Origin of the sequence: Oscillatoria nigro-viridis PCC 7112 (genome assembly GCF_000317475.1) — a bacterium.
Taxonomy (GTDB): Bacteria; Cyanobacteriota; Cyanobacteriia; order Cyanobacteriales; family Microcoleaceae; genus Microcoleus; species Microcoleus nigroviridis.
Map to the genome: position 1 here is coordinate 3627964 of NC_019729.1, position 17644 is coordinate 3645607.

At 44.6% G+C, this 17644-nt stretch carries 11 protein-coding genes and 1 pseudogene; 8 read left to right on the top strand and 4 right to left on the bottom strand.

Features of this window, described 5'->3' with window-relative positions; translation table 11 throughout:
- Positions 1-83 precede the first annotated feature (83 nt).
- On the top strand, positions 84-374 hold the full coding sequence (locus tag OSC7112_RS15360; protein WP_015176761.1) for a hypothetical protein: 291 nt from the start codon (positions 84-86) through the stop codon (positions 372-374).
- Positions 375-479: 105 nt separating this feature from the next.
- Here the strand turns inward: OSC7112_RS15360 and OSC7112_RS15365 are convergent, their stop codons facing one another.
- Positions 480-674: a hypothetical protein gene (locus OSC7112_RS15365; protein WP_015176762.1), complete on the bottom strand. Its 195-nt coding sequence runs from the start codon at positions 672-674 to the stop codon at positions 480-482.
- 118 nt (positions 675-792) lie between these two features.
- Here OSC7112_RS15365 and OSC7112_RS38210 point away from each other — a divergent pair, with 118 nt between their 5' ends.
- From OSC7112_RS38210 to OSC7112_RS15380, 4 genes are all read left to right on the top strand, one after another.
- Entirely contained in the window at positions 793-1032 is a 240-nt protein-coding gene (locus OSC7112_RS38210; RefSeq protein ID WP_150111546.1) for a hypothetical protein, read from the top strand.
- A gap of 40 nt (positions 1033-1072) precedes the next feature.
- A complete protein-coding gene (locus OSC7112_RS15370; RefSeq protein ID WP_015176764.1) occupies positions 1073-5944 on the top strand; it encodes a CHAT domain-containing protein in 4872 nt (1623 codons plus the stop codon).
- 556 nt (positions 5945-6500) lie between these two features.
- Complete coding sequence (locus OSC7112_RS15375) at positions 6501-11810, top strand: trifunctional serine/threonine-protein kinase/ATP-binding protein/sensor histidine kinase (protein ID WP_015176765.1); 5310 nt, start codon at positions 6501-6503, stop codon at positions 11808-11810.
- 169 nt (positions 11811-11979) lie between these two features.
- Positions 11980-13512 carry an ATP-binding protein gene (locus tag OSC7112_RS15380; protein ID WP_015176766.1) on the top strand — a complete coding sequence of 511 codons (1533 nt, stop codon included), beginning with the start codon at positions 11980-11982 and terminating at the stop codon, positions 13510-13512.
- 165 nt (positions 13513-13677) lie between these two features.
- Here OSC7112_RS15380 and OSC7112_RS42390 read toward each other — a convergent pair whose 3' ends face one another.
- Positions 13678-13782 (bottom strand): transposase, encoded by a 105-nt coding sequence (locus OSC7112_RS42390; RefSeq protein WP_150111547.1) that lies wholly within the window; start codon positions 13780-13782, stop codon positions 13678-13680.
- A 165-nt stretch (positions 13783-13947) separates the two neighbouring features.
- On the opposite strand from OSC7112_RS42390, the pseudogene OSC7112_RS35775 reads away from it, so the two are divergent.
- Positions 13948-14671: pseudogene (locus OSC7112_RS35775) on the top strand (IS1 family transposase).
- A gap of 58 nt (positions 14672-14729) precedes the next feature.
- Here OSC7112_RS35775 and OSC7112_RS15385 read toward each other — a convergent pair.
- Positions 14730-15422 carry a DUF8692 domain-containing protein gene (locus tag OSC7112_RS15385; protein WP_015176767.1) on the bottom strand — a complete coding sequence of 231 codons (693 nt, stop codon included), beginning with the start codon at positions 15420-15422 and terminating at the stop codon, positions 14730-14732.
- A 28-nt stretch (positions 15423-15450) separates the two neighbouring features.
- On the bottom strand, positions 15451-16836 hold the full coding sequence (locus OSC7112_RS15390) for a GAF domain-containing sensor histidine kinase (protein WP_223300840.1): 1386 nt from the start codon (positions 16834-16836) through the stop codon (positions 15451-15453).
- 121 nt (positions 16837-16957) lie between these two features.
- On the opposite strand from OSC7112_RS15390, the gene OSC7112_RS39775 reads away from it, so the two are divergent.
- Positions 16958-17125: a hypothetical protein gene (locus OSC7112_RS39775; protein WP_015176769.1), complete on the top strand. Its 168-nt coding sequence runs from the start codon at positions 16958-16960 to the stop codon at positions 17123-17125.
- Positions 17126-17231: 106 nt separating this feature from the next.
- Positions 17232-17555, top strand: coding sequence for a DUF3155 domain-containing protein (locus tag OSC7112_RS15395; RefSeq protein ID WP_015176770.1), 324 nt, complete (start codon positions 17232-17234; stop codon positions 17553-17555).
- Positions 17556-17644 lie beyond the last annotated feature (89 nt).

Sequence of the window (17644 nt, forward strand, 5' to 3'; positions counted from 1 at the left end):
CTTAGGTCATTCCGAACTCTGCGGATCTTTAGCAACCCTTGATTTGCCGTAATTACCAGCAGTTTAGATAGAAACTCTAACACATGGAAGCTTTTGCTCCACATCCTCCTGAATGGACTGCGACGGCGGTTCACGCTAATGAGTTTTGCTGCCCCAAGTGTGGCGCTAGCTGCACGAATGCCGCTGATGTCTGGATTAATCGCCGATCGCCAGTATATACCGAGTTCAACCGTCGCAAGTGGCAAGAATTTTACCGCTGCCAGTGCGATTGCGTGTGGTGGGCTTGGAGTAACGATAGGCCTCCTTCTGAACTTGTGCGTCGCGATCGGAGCTCGGATGAGGGCCCGGATGACGGCCCGGATGATGATTTTTAGAACGGTGACAGAATTTTCGCTTTTCGCCTTTCGATTTTATTTAAAATTAAGCTAAGGTGCGCCCGGTCGCACCCTACATTTAGATATGTTAGCGCCTGTTATCAACTAATTCATCACGTCAAGTATCCCCTTGACTACGCCTTCCATGACTCTTTCAATTAAGCTCAATTCCTTGTCGCCGATCGACTCATTTAAGAGCATTGACTGAATTCGCTGTCTGTCATCGCGAGTCAGTTCGCCTGACGAAAATATCCGCTCTACTATTTGTTCAGTTAGAAATGGGAAAGCTGGAGTTTGCATGGTTGGTCTCTAAAAGCATCAATATTGTGTCTTTAACTTTATTAGAGGAGCCAGTTATTGTGTGGGTTTTTACTTTCCCACCCAATCAGTGCTCCAATCATAGGACTCTGGGGGGATTTTGTCAATACACTCGTTACAGATCAATACAAAATTTGCCTTAAATTTTCGACATTCTGGCAACGGGTGGTTTTGGAGTGCGATCGACCCCGGCGGTGGCGGTGTTCGATCGACCTTTTCAAGTTTATTGGCACTTTGGCGGAACATTACCGCTCAAAAAAAATCAAAACGAGAAGAGATTAGAATTGGTAATGGAGAATTGGCTTTTCTGAATTCCCTCTTCCTTCCGGCTAATGACTAATGACTGAGAACTAATGACTAATGACTAATGGCTTCCTCCAATGACCTATTTTCGTTCTGCTCTAATTTTGACATTAGGTTTTGGGCTGCTACCGCTAGCAGTGCGATCGCAACCTGTCGTTCCCGCTGCTGACGGCACGAATACTGTTGTTAAGTCCGATCAAAATCGCACTGACATTAGCGGCGGGCAACTGTCAGGAAACGGGGCAAATCTGTTTCACAGCTTCAGCCAATTTAATCTCAGCGAAGGTCAAATTGCTAATTTTCTAACTAATCCAAATATTCAAAATATTTTAGGGCGGATTTCCGGCGACAATGTTTCCGTCATTAACGGTCTGATTTCTGTTAGCGGCGGTAACTCAAATTTATTCTTAATGAATCCGGCGGGAATTGTCTTCGGTCAAAATGCTAGATTAAACGTGCCGGGGTCTTTTTTCGCGACAACTGCTACAGGTATTGGGTTCGGCGATCGCTGGTTCAACTCGGCCGGAATTAATGATTACAAAGCTTTACTGGGAAATCCCAATCAATTTAATTTTAATAACTCACAAGTCGGTGCAATTGTCAATGCGGGAAACTTGGCAGTTGGCAGCGGGCAAAGTTTAACTTTGCTCGGTGGCACCGTTATTAATACAGGACAATTATCCGCTCCCAACGGTCAAGTTACTGTGGCTGCTGTTCCAGGACAAAATTCAGTCCGCATCAGTCAAGTTGGCAATTTATTAAGTTTAGAAATTACTCCGTCTTTGCAGTCAGAAAAATCGGCGCTCGCCCCGGTTTCTTTGCCTCAGTTGCTGACGGGGCCCGGCGCAGCGTCAGCCACAGGTTTAACGACTAACGAACAAGGTCAATTGGTACTCACTGGCGGTCAAACAGTGTCCGCAGTTGCCGGAAGTGCGATCGTCTCCGGTTCTGTAAATGTATTTGGCCTTTCTGGGAATGCTGGCGGCACAGTCAATATTTTAGGGGAAAAAGTCGGACTCTTCGGCGCAAATATCAATGCTTCCGGGACTGACGGCGGAGGTACTGTGCGCGTCGGAGGCGGTTTCCGGGGGATGGAACCAGTGCCGAACGCACTGGTAACTTATGTTAGTCCTGATTCTACGATCGCAGCCAACGCGATCGACCGCGGCAATGGCGGCACTGCGGTAATTTGGTCAGACAATACAACTCGCTTCTTCGGCAATATTAGTGCTCGCGGGGGCATCGCCGCAGGTAACGGCGGAAAAGTAGAAGTTTCGGGCAAAAATGCTTTAACTTTCCAAGGAGAGGTCGATACCCGCGCGACTAACGGTGCGATCGGCAATCTGTGGCTCGATCCGGCAAATATTACGATCGTCAGCGGTAACGGCGACACCAACGCGCGATCGACTGGCGGAGAACTCGAACCGGCACCACAACCCAATGAAACATCGATCTCAGAATTACAGTTGGAACAGATGGCGGCCGGCAGCAACGTGGTTCTAGATACCCCCGGCTACATCACCCTCCAAGACTTGCCCGACAACCAACTTTCCCTGCAAGCGAGAACCGGAGACACCGTAACATTTAGAGCGGGCGGAGTGTTTTTTGTCAATGACTCCAAGGACTCAATCGAGACTCAAGGCGGCAACATCAATATTTTCGCCAGCAGCATCTCTCTGGGCGGACTCAATGCTAACGGCGGCAATATCGCTCTCACTGGTAACGGCATTGACTTGAGAGGCGGCAGCAATTCTGTCAGCAGTGCGGGGGGAACAATTCGCTTGCAGCCCAACGATAGCCGAGCAATTCGGATCGGTGGCACCGGCGATATTTTGGGCATTTTGGACTTGACGGCAACGGATCTCGGCGCTTTGGCGGGGGGTTTCGGCTCGATCGCGATCGGGCGCGAAAACGGTAGCAGTTCGTCGATCGCGATCGTCGCACCCATTACTTTCAACAGCCCGCTGACACTTCAAGGCAGCTCGATCGCGATCGACCATCCCCTGAATACAAGCGGCAGCGCTAGCTTGACTCTCGACGCGCCCCAAACTGATCTCGGCGCCAACATTGCGACATCCGGCGCCGATCTCACTTTTACAGGAAACGCATCCCTCAATGCTGACGTGGCTTTGAGCGCGGAAGTTACCGGCAGCATTCTGTTCTCCGGTAGCCTAGACGGATCTCGCGCCCTGAGACTTGACGCTGGGCGAGTGCTGTTCGGCGCTACAGTCGGTCAAGCTGCACCCCTGGCGAGTTTGACTGTTAACGCCCGCAGTACCGAGGTTTCGGGCAATATTGCGACATCTGGCGACATGACTTTCAATAGTAACGTCACAGTCGATCGCACCGCCGCCCTAGCCGCCACCACCGGCAATATCGCTTTTGCCAATACCCTCGACAGCACGCCGGGCCGAGCTAATAATTTGACGCTGCGCGCTGGCGGCAACATTACTTTTGACGGCAGAGTCGGTCAAACTCAGAGGTTGGGCCGGCTCTCGGCCGATGCTGCTAGCGTGACGGCTGCTTCCACAATTGCAGCCTGCAGTTTGAGCGTTAACGCCCGCGATTCCGCTACCTTCGGGGGGGACAGCACGACCGCTTTGGGAGCCGATATCAAGGCAGGAAATGTCCTCTTAGAGGGTAATTTCAGGACGGATGGGGGCAGCGTGAACCTGCAAGGAAGCCGCGAGGTTCGGACTGGCAATATTACCTCGAACGGCGGGAGGATTCGGGTTGAGGGGAATACTGTTGCTGCAGGTGCGATCGACTCGTCATCGGCGGGCACAGGAGGCGCGATCGCTCTCCAAACCAATGCCGGCCCTTTAACTGCGGGAGCTTTGAACGCTTCGGGGGCGATCGGCGGAAATATTGCTGTCACCTCTTCATCGGGCATTTCGGCTCTCGATCTCAACTCCAGCAGCACTTCAAACGGCAACGGCGGGGGCGTTTCCCTGAGCGCGACTGATAACATTCAGTTGGGCTCGATCAACGCTCAAGGCGGCCCTGGTGGCGCTGGCGGCAGCGTTGATGTGACAACCCCCGGTTTGTTTCGCTCGAACAATGTTTTCAACGATATATCGGGCAATTCTTCGAGTATTTCTACTGCCGGAGGTGCGGGGGCGGGGAGGATCGCAATTCGCCACGGAGGCGGTATCGATCGACCGTTTGTAGTTGGCGGTGCGATCGACAATGGAACCCTGGGAAGCATTAATGCTGGCGCGGGAAACGCCATTTTGCCCAGTCTTGCTTTTGGGGAAACTTACACCCAGGGAAGTTTACCAAATCAGATTTCCCTAATTACACCGGGCGCGCCCTCTACTCCCGCACCAATTCCCCCACCAATTCCCCCACCAATTCCCGCACCAATTCCCGCACCAATTCCCGAACCAATTCCCGCACCGCCTCTAGTGCCAGTAGTCCCCGTAAATCCCGATCCTGCCCAGTCACTTCCTGCATCTTTGCAAGTAGAATTGCGATCGCAAAGTCGATACAAAACTCCCGAAATTAGCCCGGATATTTTCGCTCCTTCTCGCAGGCTAGATTCTGCTGGTTCGGGAGTTTTAGCATTTGAGGAAATCTTTACTCGCGAGTACGAAAAATATCTAGACTTGCCCGCAAGAACGCCAATTAGTAATATGTCGGTAATTTACGAAACTCTTCGTAAAAATGAACAAATTACCGGGATCAAATCGGCCATTATTTATATGAATTGGGTCAGTGGCTCGGCTGCAGCAGCCAAAGAAAATGGTTCGGTGCTGGTGGCCAGTCAGGATTTATCTAATCTATTGCCTGTGAGAAAACACCTCGCATCCCAGCCTCCTCATCCGTTAGAAGATAAGTTGACCCAGAGGTTGCAGCCGGATGGTAAAGAAGTTTCCGATGTTCCTAACGGGGAGCATTTAGAATTAGTGTTAGTAACAGCTAACGCTCAACCCCAGCGCGTTTTAATTCCGGCGACAACGCGCTGGCAGGTGTTGCAACTAGCCGACGCCCTGCAAAGCGAAATCACTAATCCCCGCAAAAGAAGCAGCATTAGTTATTTGGATACGGCGCAAAAACTTTATCGCTGGTTAATTGCGCCAGTTGCCGCAGAATTGACAGCTTTAAAAATTGACAATTTAATTGTAATTCCGGCAGCAGGTTTGCGGAGCGTGCCGTTTGTGGCCCTTCACGACGGCAAAGGCTTTTTAGTTGAGAAATACAGCATTAGCGTGATGCCGAGTCTGAGTTTGACTGATACTCGCTACGACAATATTGCGGATGATGAAGTTTTGGCAATGGGGGCGTCGGTATTTGAAGATAAAGCGCCATTACCGGCGGTACCGGTGGAGTTAGAGTCGATCGCGCCGCCCTCAGAAGGAAAATCATTTTTGAATCAAGATTTTACTCTCGGAAATTTGCAAGCTCAGCGGGCAAATCGGCCTTTTGGCATCATTCACTTAGCAACTCACAGCGAATTCCAGCCCGGGGAACCGAAAAATTCTTACATTCAGTTGTGGGATACTAAATTGCGTATCGATCAAATGCGGCAGTTGCGGTGGAATGAACCGCCGGTGAATCTGTTAGTTTTAAGCGCGTGCAGTACCGCTTTGGGCGACGAAGAGGCGGAGTTGGGGTTTGCGGGTTTGGCGGTAGCTAGCGGTGCTAAATCGGCTTTGGCGAGTTTGTGGGAAGTCAGCGATGAGGGGACTTTGGGGCTGATGACTGAGTTTTATCGGCAGTTGCGGGCTCCCAGACGCGGTGGAAATTTGATGATTAAAGCGGAGGCTTTGCGGCGCGCGCAATTACAGATGCTGCAGGGGCGCGTGCGGATTCAAGACGGGATGCTGCGAGTCGAAGGGCTTTCTGGGAGTCTAATTTTGCCTCCGGAAATTGCTGCGCGGGGCGATCGAGTGCTTTTGCATCCTTATTATTGGGCCGCATTTACAATGATTGGCAATCCTTGGTAGTGGAGTTTTCCCACAAGTCTTACCGAAGTTATTAGGGTGGTATGATGAACTCCCTTGATTCGTTAATCCCCGAAAATTTCTACCATTGACATACATTTTTAGGCCTTGCGTTTTCACAGTATAACTGTAACCATGTGTGGGATTCATAATCAGCGATAAATTGACGATCGCGTTAGACACAAATCTGGTTTTGTTTTCATTTTTTCTTAGTGTTTTTACGGATATTGGTTAATTTGCATTCGCTTTCATTTCATGGTGATTCCACCTATTCATACTCTAATTATGTAACACCCAAATCTCCTATGAAGATCGGGGGCGATCGCCCTTCACTCTGTTCTTCCTGCCTTTGCAGGAAACTGTGGAGCGATCGCACTCCTGACCCGAATGTTTAGCCGTCTTATTTTTAAGAAATATTAACAAAAAATAATTTTTATTTTAAAGCTTAAGTTTTTTTAAGTTTTCCGATATTATTATGTACTAGAGGATACATCTACTTAATTAATTAACAATTTCTCAACAAATAATTGAGTATTAATACTAACAAGAGGCTCTAAGAATGATTAACTTAGCGGGCTACGAGATTACTAACCAAATTCATGAAAGTAACAATTCTTTAGTTTACCGCGGACTGAGAAAGCAAGACAACCAACCGGTAATTCTCAAATTTCTCAAACAAGATTATCCGATGCCAGCTTCCTTAGTCAGATACAAGCAGGAATACGAAATTACACGCAATCTTCACCTAGAAAGTGTGCCTCAAACCTACAGCTTAGAAAGGTACCATAACAGTTTGGCTATCATTTTCGAGGATTGTGGTGGAGACTCATTAAAGCTCTTATTGGCTTCTCACCAACTTACCTTAGAAGAGTTTTTATTAATAGCTATTAAAATAACCAGGGCTTTAGGTGAAATTCATCAACATAAAATTATTCATAAAGATATCAATCCCAGCAATATTATTATTAACTCAACCACAGGGCGAGTTCAAATTATAGATTTTGGCATCTCTACTGTTTTAAAGCGCGAAAATCCTACCCTGAAAAATCCTAATGTTTTAGAAGGCACTCTTAGCTATATATCGCCGGAACAAACAGGCAGAATGAACAGAGCCATAGACTACCGCACTGATTTTTACTCATTAGGAGTCACTTTTTACGAACTGCTAACGCGGCAATTGCCCTGGGATTACAGCGATGCAATGGAATTAATCCACTGTCACATTGCCAAACAAGCAGTACCGCCCCATCAAATCAATCTAGAAATTCCTAAAGCTGTTTCTGATATTGTGATGAAGCTATTAGCGAAAACCGCTGAAGCCAGATATCAAAGCCCTTGGGGAATTATCGCTGACTTAGAAGAATGCCTAGAACAATTAAAAACTACGGGAGCAATTGCAGATTTTGCCATCGCCCAAAAAGATATTACAGATAAGTTTCAGATACCTCAGAAACTCTACGGCAGAGAAACAGAAGTAGAAACCTTATTAGCAGCCTTTGAGCGAGTCAGCAGGGGCAGCACCGAAATGATGCTAGTATCCGGTTACTCTGGCATTGGAAAATCCGCCTTAGTACAAGAAGTTTATAAACCAATTACTAAAGCCAGAGGTTATTTTATTGCCGGAAAATTCGACCAATTTCAACGAAATATCCCTTACGCGGCCGTTGTCAAAGCCTTTCAATCATTAGTCAAGCAACTCTTAACAGAAAGCGAAAATCAACTCAACACCTGGAAACAAAAAATATTAGCTGCGGTTGGCGCTAACAGTCAAATCATTGTAGATGTCATTCCGGAAGTAGAATTAATCATTGGCCCACAGCCGGCCGTACAAGAATTAGGCGCTACCGAAGCACAAAATCGCTTTAATTTAGTATTTCTCAAATTCATCCGCGTGTTTTGTTCAGTTGACTATCCCTTAGTCATCTTTCTCGACGATTTACAATGGGCTGATGCCGCTACATTGAAATTGCTACAAGTAATGATAGCAGATGAGCCAACGAACTATCTATTTCTAATTGGTGCTTATCGAGACAACGAAGTCAACCCATCTCATCCTTTAATGATGACTTTGGACGAGCTGCAAAATCAAGGTGCCAGAATCGAGCGAATTACTTTAGCTCCCCTACACCTTCACCAAATAAGTAACTTAATTAGTGATACCGTGCGTAAAGACCAAAAATCAGCCCTCCCCCTAGCCGAGTTAGTGGTCAGTAAAACTCAAGGCAATCCTTTTTTTGTCAATCAGTTTCTCAAAACTCTCTATCAAGAAAACCTGCTAAGATTCAATTTTCAAGAAAGAAACTGGGATTGGAATATTTCAGAAATTGAATCAGTAGGCATTACTGATAACGTCATTGAATTGATGCTAGGAAAATTGAAAAGACTGCCCGCATCAACTCAGCAAGTTTTGCGTTTGGCTGCTTGCGTGGGTAATAGTTTTGACTTAAACACTCTTTCAATTATTAATGAAAAATCCTGGGCGACCACGTTTCAAGAACTCTTGCCAGCCATCCAAGAGGGATTAATCTTAACTACTTCTGAGTTAGGCGCTGCCGAATCAGAAATAATTAACTCAGACTTGGTAATTACTACTTATAAATTTTTGCACGACCGCGTGCAGCAGTCAGGTTACGCTTTGATTGACTCCCAACTGCAAACAGCAATTCACCTACAAATTGGTCGTCTGTTACTGGCAAATATTTCTCCCGAGCGACGAGCCGAAAGAATTTTTGAAATTGCGGATCATTTGAATTCGGGTCGGAATTTAATCGTTGACGAACACGAGAAAATTGAACTAGCTATTTTAAATTTAACAGCCGCTCGCAAAGCCAAAGATGCAACGGCTTATGCTGCTGCCAGAGATTACTTAAAAATCGGTCGAGAAATTTTACCGGGCGATATTTGGCAAGACTCCTACGAACTAGCTTTTACCTTTCATAAGGAGCTGGCAGAGGCTGAATATTTAAACGGCAATTTTGAAGAATCAGAAGCTTTAATAAAAGTGGCATTTGCCCGGGCAAAATCCGAGCTAGAAAAAGCCGAAATATACAACATTTTGATCGTGCAGTACACTCTCTTGAGTAAATATGAAGCAGCAGTGCAATCTGGATTAAAAGCCCTGCACTTGCTGGGCATAGATTTGGCTGAAGATAATTTAAGCGAGGCGGTTAATGCGGAAATGGCGGCAGCTACAGCCTGCTTGGCAAACCAAGAAATTGCTTCATTAATTAATGCCGAAAAGATGAAAGATCCGGCTCAACTAATGGCAATGAAATTATTGGGAAACATGGGGCCGCTAACGTTCTTTTCCTCTCAAGAACTGTGGAAGTTGACTGTGATCGAAGCGATTAACCTTTCTCTCAAGTACGGTTTTGTAGCGGGAGGGTCTTACTGCTATTCGTGTTATGGAATTATCCTGAATTCAATTTTAGGGAATTACCAATCTGCTTATGAGTTTGGCAGACTCGCTCTGACTCTGAGCGAAAATTCAAATAATTTGTCTCAAAATTGCCAAGATAGTGTGATATTTGCCAATTACTTAAACTGCTGGGTGAGGTCTCTCAAAACTACGGCCCAAATTAATAACGAAGGTTATAAAGTTGGCTTGCAATCGGGCAATTTGCAATGGACTGGTTATAACCGGATGTTTCAAACTATTACCTATTTCTTCCAGGGCATGAATTTGAATAATCTCTTGGAAGATATTGGCAAGTCGCTCCATTTCTGCTATCATACTAAAAATCTCTGGGCGATTGATATTATTATTGCTAATAAGATAGCAATTTTGAATTTGATGGGAGAAGAGGATGAAGTTAGCGAAAAACAGCATTTAGAAAATTTTCATGAGCGTAAAAGTATGGCAGCGCTGTGCGAGTTTTATGTTTTAAAAGCGCAGAATCTTTATCTTGACGAACAGTACAGTGAGGCGCTAGAAGCATCTGAACGGGCGGCAGGGCTGATCGATTATTTGATGGGTCATATTTCTAGTGCTCATCATTATTTTTACCGCTGTCTGATTTTAACGGCTCTATATTCTGAGGTTTCTGAATCGGAGCGAAAAGATTACTGGCAGCAATTAGAAGCTAATCAGAAACTAATCAAAGTTTGGGCGGATAACTGTTCGGAAAGTTTTGCACATAAATTCTCGCTAGTGGCGGCAGAAATGGCGAGAATTTCAGGTCGAGATTTGGAGGCGATGGATTTGTACGATCGCGCTTCTTCTGAGGCTAGAGAGGGTGATTTTATTCAGAATGAAGCGCTGGCGGCGTTTCTTGCTGCTAAGTTTTGGTTGGGGAAAGATAAAGAAGAGTTTGCCCAAATTTACTTGACTAAAGCTCACTATGGCTACCAATATTGGGGTGCTAAACGTCAAGTTGAGTATTTAGAGGAAAAGTATCCTCAATTAATAGCGAGAATTTCTGGGAAGACAACTACTCAAACAAAAGTTAACCGCACCACGACGGCGACTACTAGCAACAATTTGGGAGAGACGCTAGACTTAGCTACGGTGATGAAAGCTTCTTTCGCGATTTCGGGTGAAATTGTTTTGAGTAGGTTGCTGGAAAGGTTGATGAAGATTGCGATCGAGAATGCGGGGGCGCAAAAAGGCTTTTTGATTTTAGAAAAAGCGGGAAACTGGGCGATTGAGGCGGAAGGTTCGGTGCAGGAGGATGAGGTTAGCGTGCTGCGATCGCTTCCTCTCAATGCAGAAGCAGCTTCTGGGGGAACTCCTTTGCTGGCTTGTGCTATCGCTAATTATGTGATTCGCACTCAGGAAAATGTGGTGTTAAATAATGCGGCTCAAGAGGGACAATTTACTCGCGATCCTTATATTGCAGCTACTCAACCGAAGTCTATTCTTTGCACTCCTCTGCTGCACCAAGGTAAGCTGACTGGCCTTCTTTATTTGGAAAATAACCTGACTGAAGGGGCTTTTACTACCGATCGGCTTGAGTTGTTAAAACTTTTATCTTCCCAAATTGCTATTTCTATTGAGAATGCTCAACTTTACAAAAATTTACAGGATTTTAATCAAAACTTAGAGCAATTAGTGAGCGATCGCACTCAACAATTATCGAACACCCTAGAGGCTTTAAAAGCTACCCAAACTCAGTTAGTCGAATCTGAAAAAATGGCCTCTCTGGGAGGATTAGTTGCTGGTGTTGCCCATGAAATTAATACTCCCATCGGAGTGGGTGTCACTGTTGCTTCAGCTTTGGCAGAAAATACTACCGAATTTGTATCTATTTATAAAAGCGGCAAAATGAAGCGCTCGGATTTAGAAGAGTTTGTCGATATTGCTACCCAAAGCAGTAAGGCACTTCTAATTAACCTAGAGCGGGCGGCAGCCTTGATTCAAAGCTTTAAGCAAGTAGCAGTAGATCGCTCTAGCGAAGAACGACGTACTTTCCAGATCAGACCTTATCTTGATGAAATTTTATTACAATTAAAACCCAAGTTGAAAAATAGCCAACATTCGCTTAAAATTAAGGGAGATAGCAAAATAGCCATAACTTCTTATCCAGGAGCCTTGTCCCAAGTTGTGACAAACTTGCTAATCAATTCTCTGATTCATGCCTACGAACCAGGGCTTTCTGGGGAAATAATTTTTGATTGGGAGCAAGAAGATAATCGGCTAAGGTTTGAATACGCCGATGAAGGTAAAGGTATTCCCCCAGAAAACTTAAGTAAAATTTTTGAGCCATTCTTTACCACTAAGCGCGGTCAAGGTGGCAGTGGGTTAGGGTTACATATTGTCTACAATTTAGTCACGCAAAAACTAAAAGGTGAAATTGAATGTCTAAGTGAGGTGGGAAGAGGAACCAAGTTTATTATTAAATTACCCATGCAAATTGATTCACAAATGTAAAGTTACAATTCCCATTTACTGGGAAAATACCTCAGTAAGTCCACCTCATTAAAAGTAAAATAAGGATGATTGAAAAGGTTGCCGTGTAACTCTTCTCCCTTCTGCCTTTTTCTTAACAGGTTTTCTAACTTAAAACCTAAACATTAGTAAAAAATAAAGGTGTAAAGCAATGAAAAGTGATTTTGACGATTTGTTAACTAAACCATCTCCAGAAACAGTATTCTTTGCCGAAGGACTCGACTCGGATGACGAGATATTGTTTGCAGATGAAACCACAGAAGAAAAACTGAGTGAAAGCTGGAAAATTTTAGTTGTAGATGATGAGGCTCAAGTTCACACCGCTACCGAAATTTCACTAAGGAAGTTTGTCTTTGAAAATAAATCTTTAACTTTTATCAATGCTTACTCCGCTCGTGAAGCTAAACAGCTAATCCAAGAAAATCCTGATGTTGCCATCATCTTACTTGATGTAATTATGGAAACAGATGATGCTGGCTTAAACTTTGTTAAATATGTCCGAGAAGTTTTAGGCAATCAGTTAGTGCGAATTATTTTACGCACGGGTCAACCCGGACAAGTACCTGAAAAAAGCATTATTATTAATTACGATATTAATGACTATAAAACTAAAACTGAATTAACGACATCAAAGCTATACACTACGATGCTAACAGCTTTGAGAAGTTTTTCTCTCAGTCAGAATTTGCTGTCTGAAATAGAGCGGCGCGAACAAGTAGAGAAAGCACTCCGTATCAGTGAAGAAAAAGAGCACCAAAAATCTGTTGCCTTAGAGCATTTTGTCAAAGAACTCCAAGAAACACAACTCCAGCTAGTTCAAAGTGAAAAAATGTCTAGTCTCGGTCAATTAGTTGCAGGTGTCGCTCATGAAATCAACAATCCGGTTAACTTTATTTATGGCAATCTGTCCCACGCCAACGACTATATTAAAGAACTCATTAATATGTTGAATCTTTACCAAAGGCATTACCCGCAACCAGCAGCAGAAATTATCCATGAAATAGAAGATGCAGAGTTGCCATTTATCATAGATGATTTACCAAAATTGCTTTCTTCCATGCAGTTAGGGATCGAACGCATTCGCAATATTGTTCACTCTCTACGCAATTTTTCTCGGTTGGATGAAACTGAAATTAAATCAGTAGATATCCACGAAGGCATTAATAGCACTTTGATGATATTACAGCACCGACTAAAGGCTAAGTCCGATCGGCCTGCTATTAATGTGATAAAAGACTATGGCGTATTGCCGCTTGTGAACTGTTATGCCGGTCAGCTCAATCAGGTGTTTATGAACCTTTTAGCGAATGCTATAGATGCTTTAGAAGAGAGACTAAGTAGAGAAGATGGTGCAGTTTTTCACCCCCAGATTTTGATTCGGACTGAAGTTGTACCCGGCAGTTCGCATGATAACATTAGCTCGGCTTCCCACATCCTCGTAACAATTACTGATAATGGTGTGGGAATGACAGATAACGTTCATGCTAAACTTTTCACTCCATTTTTTACTACTAAGCCCGCAGGAAAAGGTACAGGCATGGGATTGTCCATCAGCCGAAAAATTCTGATAGAAAAACACTGCGGTCAATTGGAGTGTATTTCTACGCCTGAGCAGGGAACGCAGTTTATTATTGATCTGCCGACTATCTGTAGAGCCACTAATATCGCCGTAGCTAATGCCTAGAAAACTTATCTGGCTGAATTGAGCGTATACCGGTGTTCAGTTGCATGAGAATAGGGTAATTGCTAATTCCTGATTAATCGGAATTCTGACAGAATTTTTTCCCGCATCAAGTCTCCCTTTTTCTGGGGTGGGGAATTGATGCGGCTTTAGGCACATTCTTCTTACTTAATTGTGTTGGTTTTCAATATATTTTTTAACAATCTCTTCCGAGGCGTTACCAACTGTGCGGTAAAAATACAGCATATTCCACGTATACGTAGTAAACTGCATTGCGTAGATCGGCCGAAAAAATGAAACTTTATGCGATCAAATTTCGTAAAAAAATAGTGAAAGCTTATGAACCCAGTGATACATCAATGAGGGCGGTGCTGAATTAGGGTATGGTAAATTTATAGTGCGATCGCCAAAAAATAACACTCATTAAACGCAGAGCTTATGCAATCTCCTGAATTTCCGTCAACTTCTGTTAATAAAAATGGTCATAAAAAAGGTCAACAAAATTATATTTGTCTCGGTTGTGCCGACAATTTATAGATTGCTATCAACATCCTAAAGCTTACTATAAAAATGTTAAACCTGAATGTCTCACAATGTATGTCAATGGTATGAGTCTTCGAGGAATTGAGAGAGTCAAAATGTGCATCATACGACAATTAATTGGCTCCAACAAGTAAGAAAACTTTTTTCGGATTGTCTTCTAGCGCACAGAGACCAATCCACAAGTGGGTGAATTTGATGAATTAGAAACATTGGCCGGCTGAAAAATTTTCATTTGGTTATGGACATATTTATACCCCTTTAAACCAGGTATTTTAGGAATGGTTTTAGGCGCTCGTAATGCAAAACATTGGAACCACTTTGTACTCTTGTTAGTAAATAGAAATGCTATTTTTATGTAACAGATGGCTGGAAAGTTTACCCTAATTTTATTAGCGAGGAATCTCAAATTATTAGCCAAACCTATACGACAAGAGTTGAGGGCGAAAAGATAAGGTTAAGACATTCTTTAGCTCGTGTGAAACCCAAAAATATTTGTTATTTTCAATCAGGCAACAAGTTGCTAAGACCTTCCCTTCAATTTTTAATTCACTATCTCAAATTGGCCGATGTTTCAATTCCATATCAAAATCAAAGAAATTATTTTGGTACTAGGCGATAGCCGGCGTTGCTTAGTGATACCATTATTCAGCAACGCCTTTTTTTGTAATACCATCTGCTCAACGAGCTTCGGTTTCCTGCAAATACCGCCAAACTTCCTGATGACATACGTGCCAAAAATACAGGGCTAAATTCAGAAGAGCTAATAATTTAGTGCCATCTTCTAACATCGCGTGTACTCCTTGATTTTGCAAGTTTAACATATCCTCAAACCTGGAGATCGCGAATAAGAGAAATGCTGCGACTAATGGCAGGTAAGGAGTGGTTTTGATGTATCGCCAAAACTTAACTCCGTAAAGGAAAACGGCACTACCATAACAGAAATAAATTATTTTCTTAGATATTCCCAACCGAGAAATAATCAAAGTCATCCGAAACCTGTCATCCAGGAAAAAGACTCCGAGTAGTAAAGCACTAAAAAATAAGAATATCGCCGATCGACTGCGCGGATTTTTCTGGCGCAGCACTCCGAAAGTAAATGCACAAATTGCTACGGGGATGCACCAGAGGACTTCGGAAACTCCGGTGAGAATGCCTTCGTAAGGGAACCAGAAATTAAAAGGATCGCTAAAGAGGCGTTCAACTCCGTCTCCCTGGTTGTTGAGTTTTGCGTATACGCTCAGCCCGCCCAAAATCAGAACAGTCAGAATGTTAAAAGCAGCTAAAAACCGTACACGAAAAAAGTGTTTTTTGAAAAATTCTAAAGAATTTGAAAAGTTGGGAATTTTATCGAATAAATGCAGATGCTTCATAAAAAATGTCTCTCATCAATAGGGATCGTTACTTATTTACGGGTAGCCAAACCACAAATGTAGTGCCGCGATCGGTTGGATATAAATGAGTTTCAGAAGAGGGCAGCCATTCAGGATTGACGGGGGAAAATACTTCTATTTCTCCTTGCATTTGGCGGACTAAATCGCGGGCGATCGCCAAACCCAATCCTGTACCCGGAATTTCGGTCTGCGCTTTTTCTCCCCGGTAGTGCCGCTCAAATAAATGTTCTAAATCCTGGGGAGGAATGCCGGAACCTGTGTCGCTGACGGCAACTGCTATGGCAGGCAATTGGCTGTATCCTGCCCGATCGCCATCCGCTGCTTTGTACCTTACTTTAATATAAATTTGGCGGCCGGCAGGGGTATATTTCAAAGCATTGTCAATTAAATTGCTCAAAACTTCGCGCAAAGCTCGATCGTTCGCTGAGACTGGCGGCAAATTCGCCTCTATGTCGGCTACCAATTTCAGATTCCTTTCAGATGCGATCGCCTCGGCGGAAATTAACAGCGGTTTTAAGACTTCTGCTACAAAACAGGATTCCTCCAAATTGGCTGCAGGTGACAGCGACAGAGGAGAATGCCGGATTGATTCCACTTTGGACATTGCTTTTTCTGAAGTGCCCGATCGCAGTTTGAGATGTGCTTCGCCGGTGTCAACGGTTCGATCGAACTGGCCGAGCAACTCTTGCAGCCGATCGCTCTCTCGGACAATACTAAAAGCCACATTGCGGTTTTTGTCTTCGGGTACCAACCGCCGCGCTAACAGCTTGCCAAAAGTTCGCAACGCTGTCAGCGGACTTTTGAACTGGTGCAGCAAATTGTGCATCGTGTCGTAAACCTGAGCCTGGATTTGCCGACTCGTACCCAATTCCTGCTGCATCCACTGCGAGCGCTGGTCTAAAATGCAGGCTAGGGCTAAGGTGCGAGCAATTTGTTGTATTTGAGCCTCTTCTCGCTCGTTCCAAGGCCTGTCTTGCCGACCGCTGACTAGGAGTCCCATTACAGCTCCCTCGTGTATCAGAGGCGTCACAATTTGCCTGCGCTGCTGCCACACATTCTCCGGGCCTTGGCACTGATGGGAACTGCGCTCATTACCCGGAAGCGGTTCGGGTGCGATCGCCCCTACCGTTGATTCTTCCACAGCCCCAACAGGCTGCGCCAGCAGTCGCGGTACCGGTTTCACTGTCGAGCTTTCGGAAGATTGCAACCTCAACCCCTGATTTTCTTCCGATTCGGCTGAGGTTTCTGGGTAAACTGCGATCGGCACCAACTTTGCTTCGCTGCCTTCTACCAACTCTTGTGTCAGGTATACCGCGCTGAATTTCGCTCCCAAACTAACGGCGATGGCTACCTGCGAGCGGCAAAGTTTGACAAATTCTGAACTGGCTGGCATTAACATGAGCGCCACATTAAGATATCTAACGGAATTCTAAGTAAATTACAAACGATCGGCGGCCGATTACTGATGAGAGACTTCTAGATTTCAGGTTTCTTCCCTTTGATAGAAGGCAGCTATGTTGAAGGCATGGGGCTTTCATGAACCCAGATTGCCCCGCATCGCCGTCCGCGAAGCTTCCACCGATCCCCAACCTTGGCTTTTGGCGGAATTTGGGCCAAACCATACCACAAACGCTACACTTTTGTCGATCGGCACGAATGTTAAGATTATGTCGATATATTAAAAACAGTTGAATTTTTGAGCTAGAACGGATATACTGGCCTCGGATTTGGTAGCTATCATTACAACCTGTCTGCTCATACTGTCTGCTCACAGAGGAGGTAAAGAAATTGGCCAGGAGACGCAAACGCAAGAGTCGCCGCCGACAAGAAGGACGCAGAATTTTAGAGTGTGTGCCTCAATATAGCATCGAGAGCGGCGAAGATAAACCCGTAACAGCGGCTCGCAAGTTCATCCATGCAGAAGGCATTGCTCCGCCAGCTTTGCTGTTAGTCAAGCGTAACGAGCATACCACTGACAGATACTTCTGGGCTGAAAAAGGTTTATTTGGAGCCCAATACGTAGAAGAGAACCATTTCTTGTTTCCCAGCTTAAAGGTGATGTTGGAAGCTACCACAGAAAAAATTCCTGTGGTGTCAGCGGGTCGCGCATAGCTCAAAATGTTTAGCTCAAAACATTGACAGCAATGTTTTTCTAAGTCTTTTAACAACAGCGCGAGAGTTCTCATTGTCTGGAGAGTGCC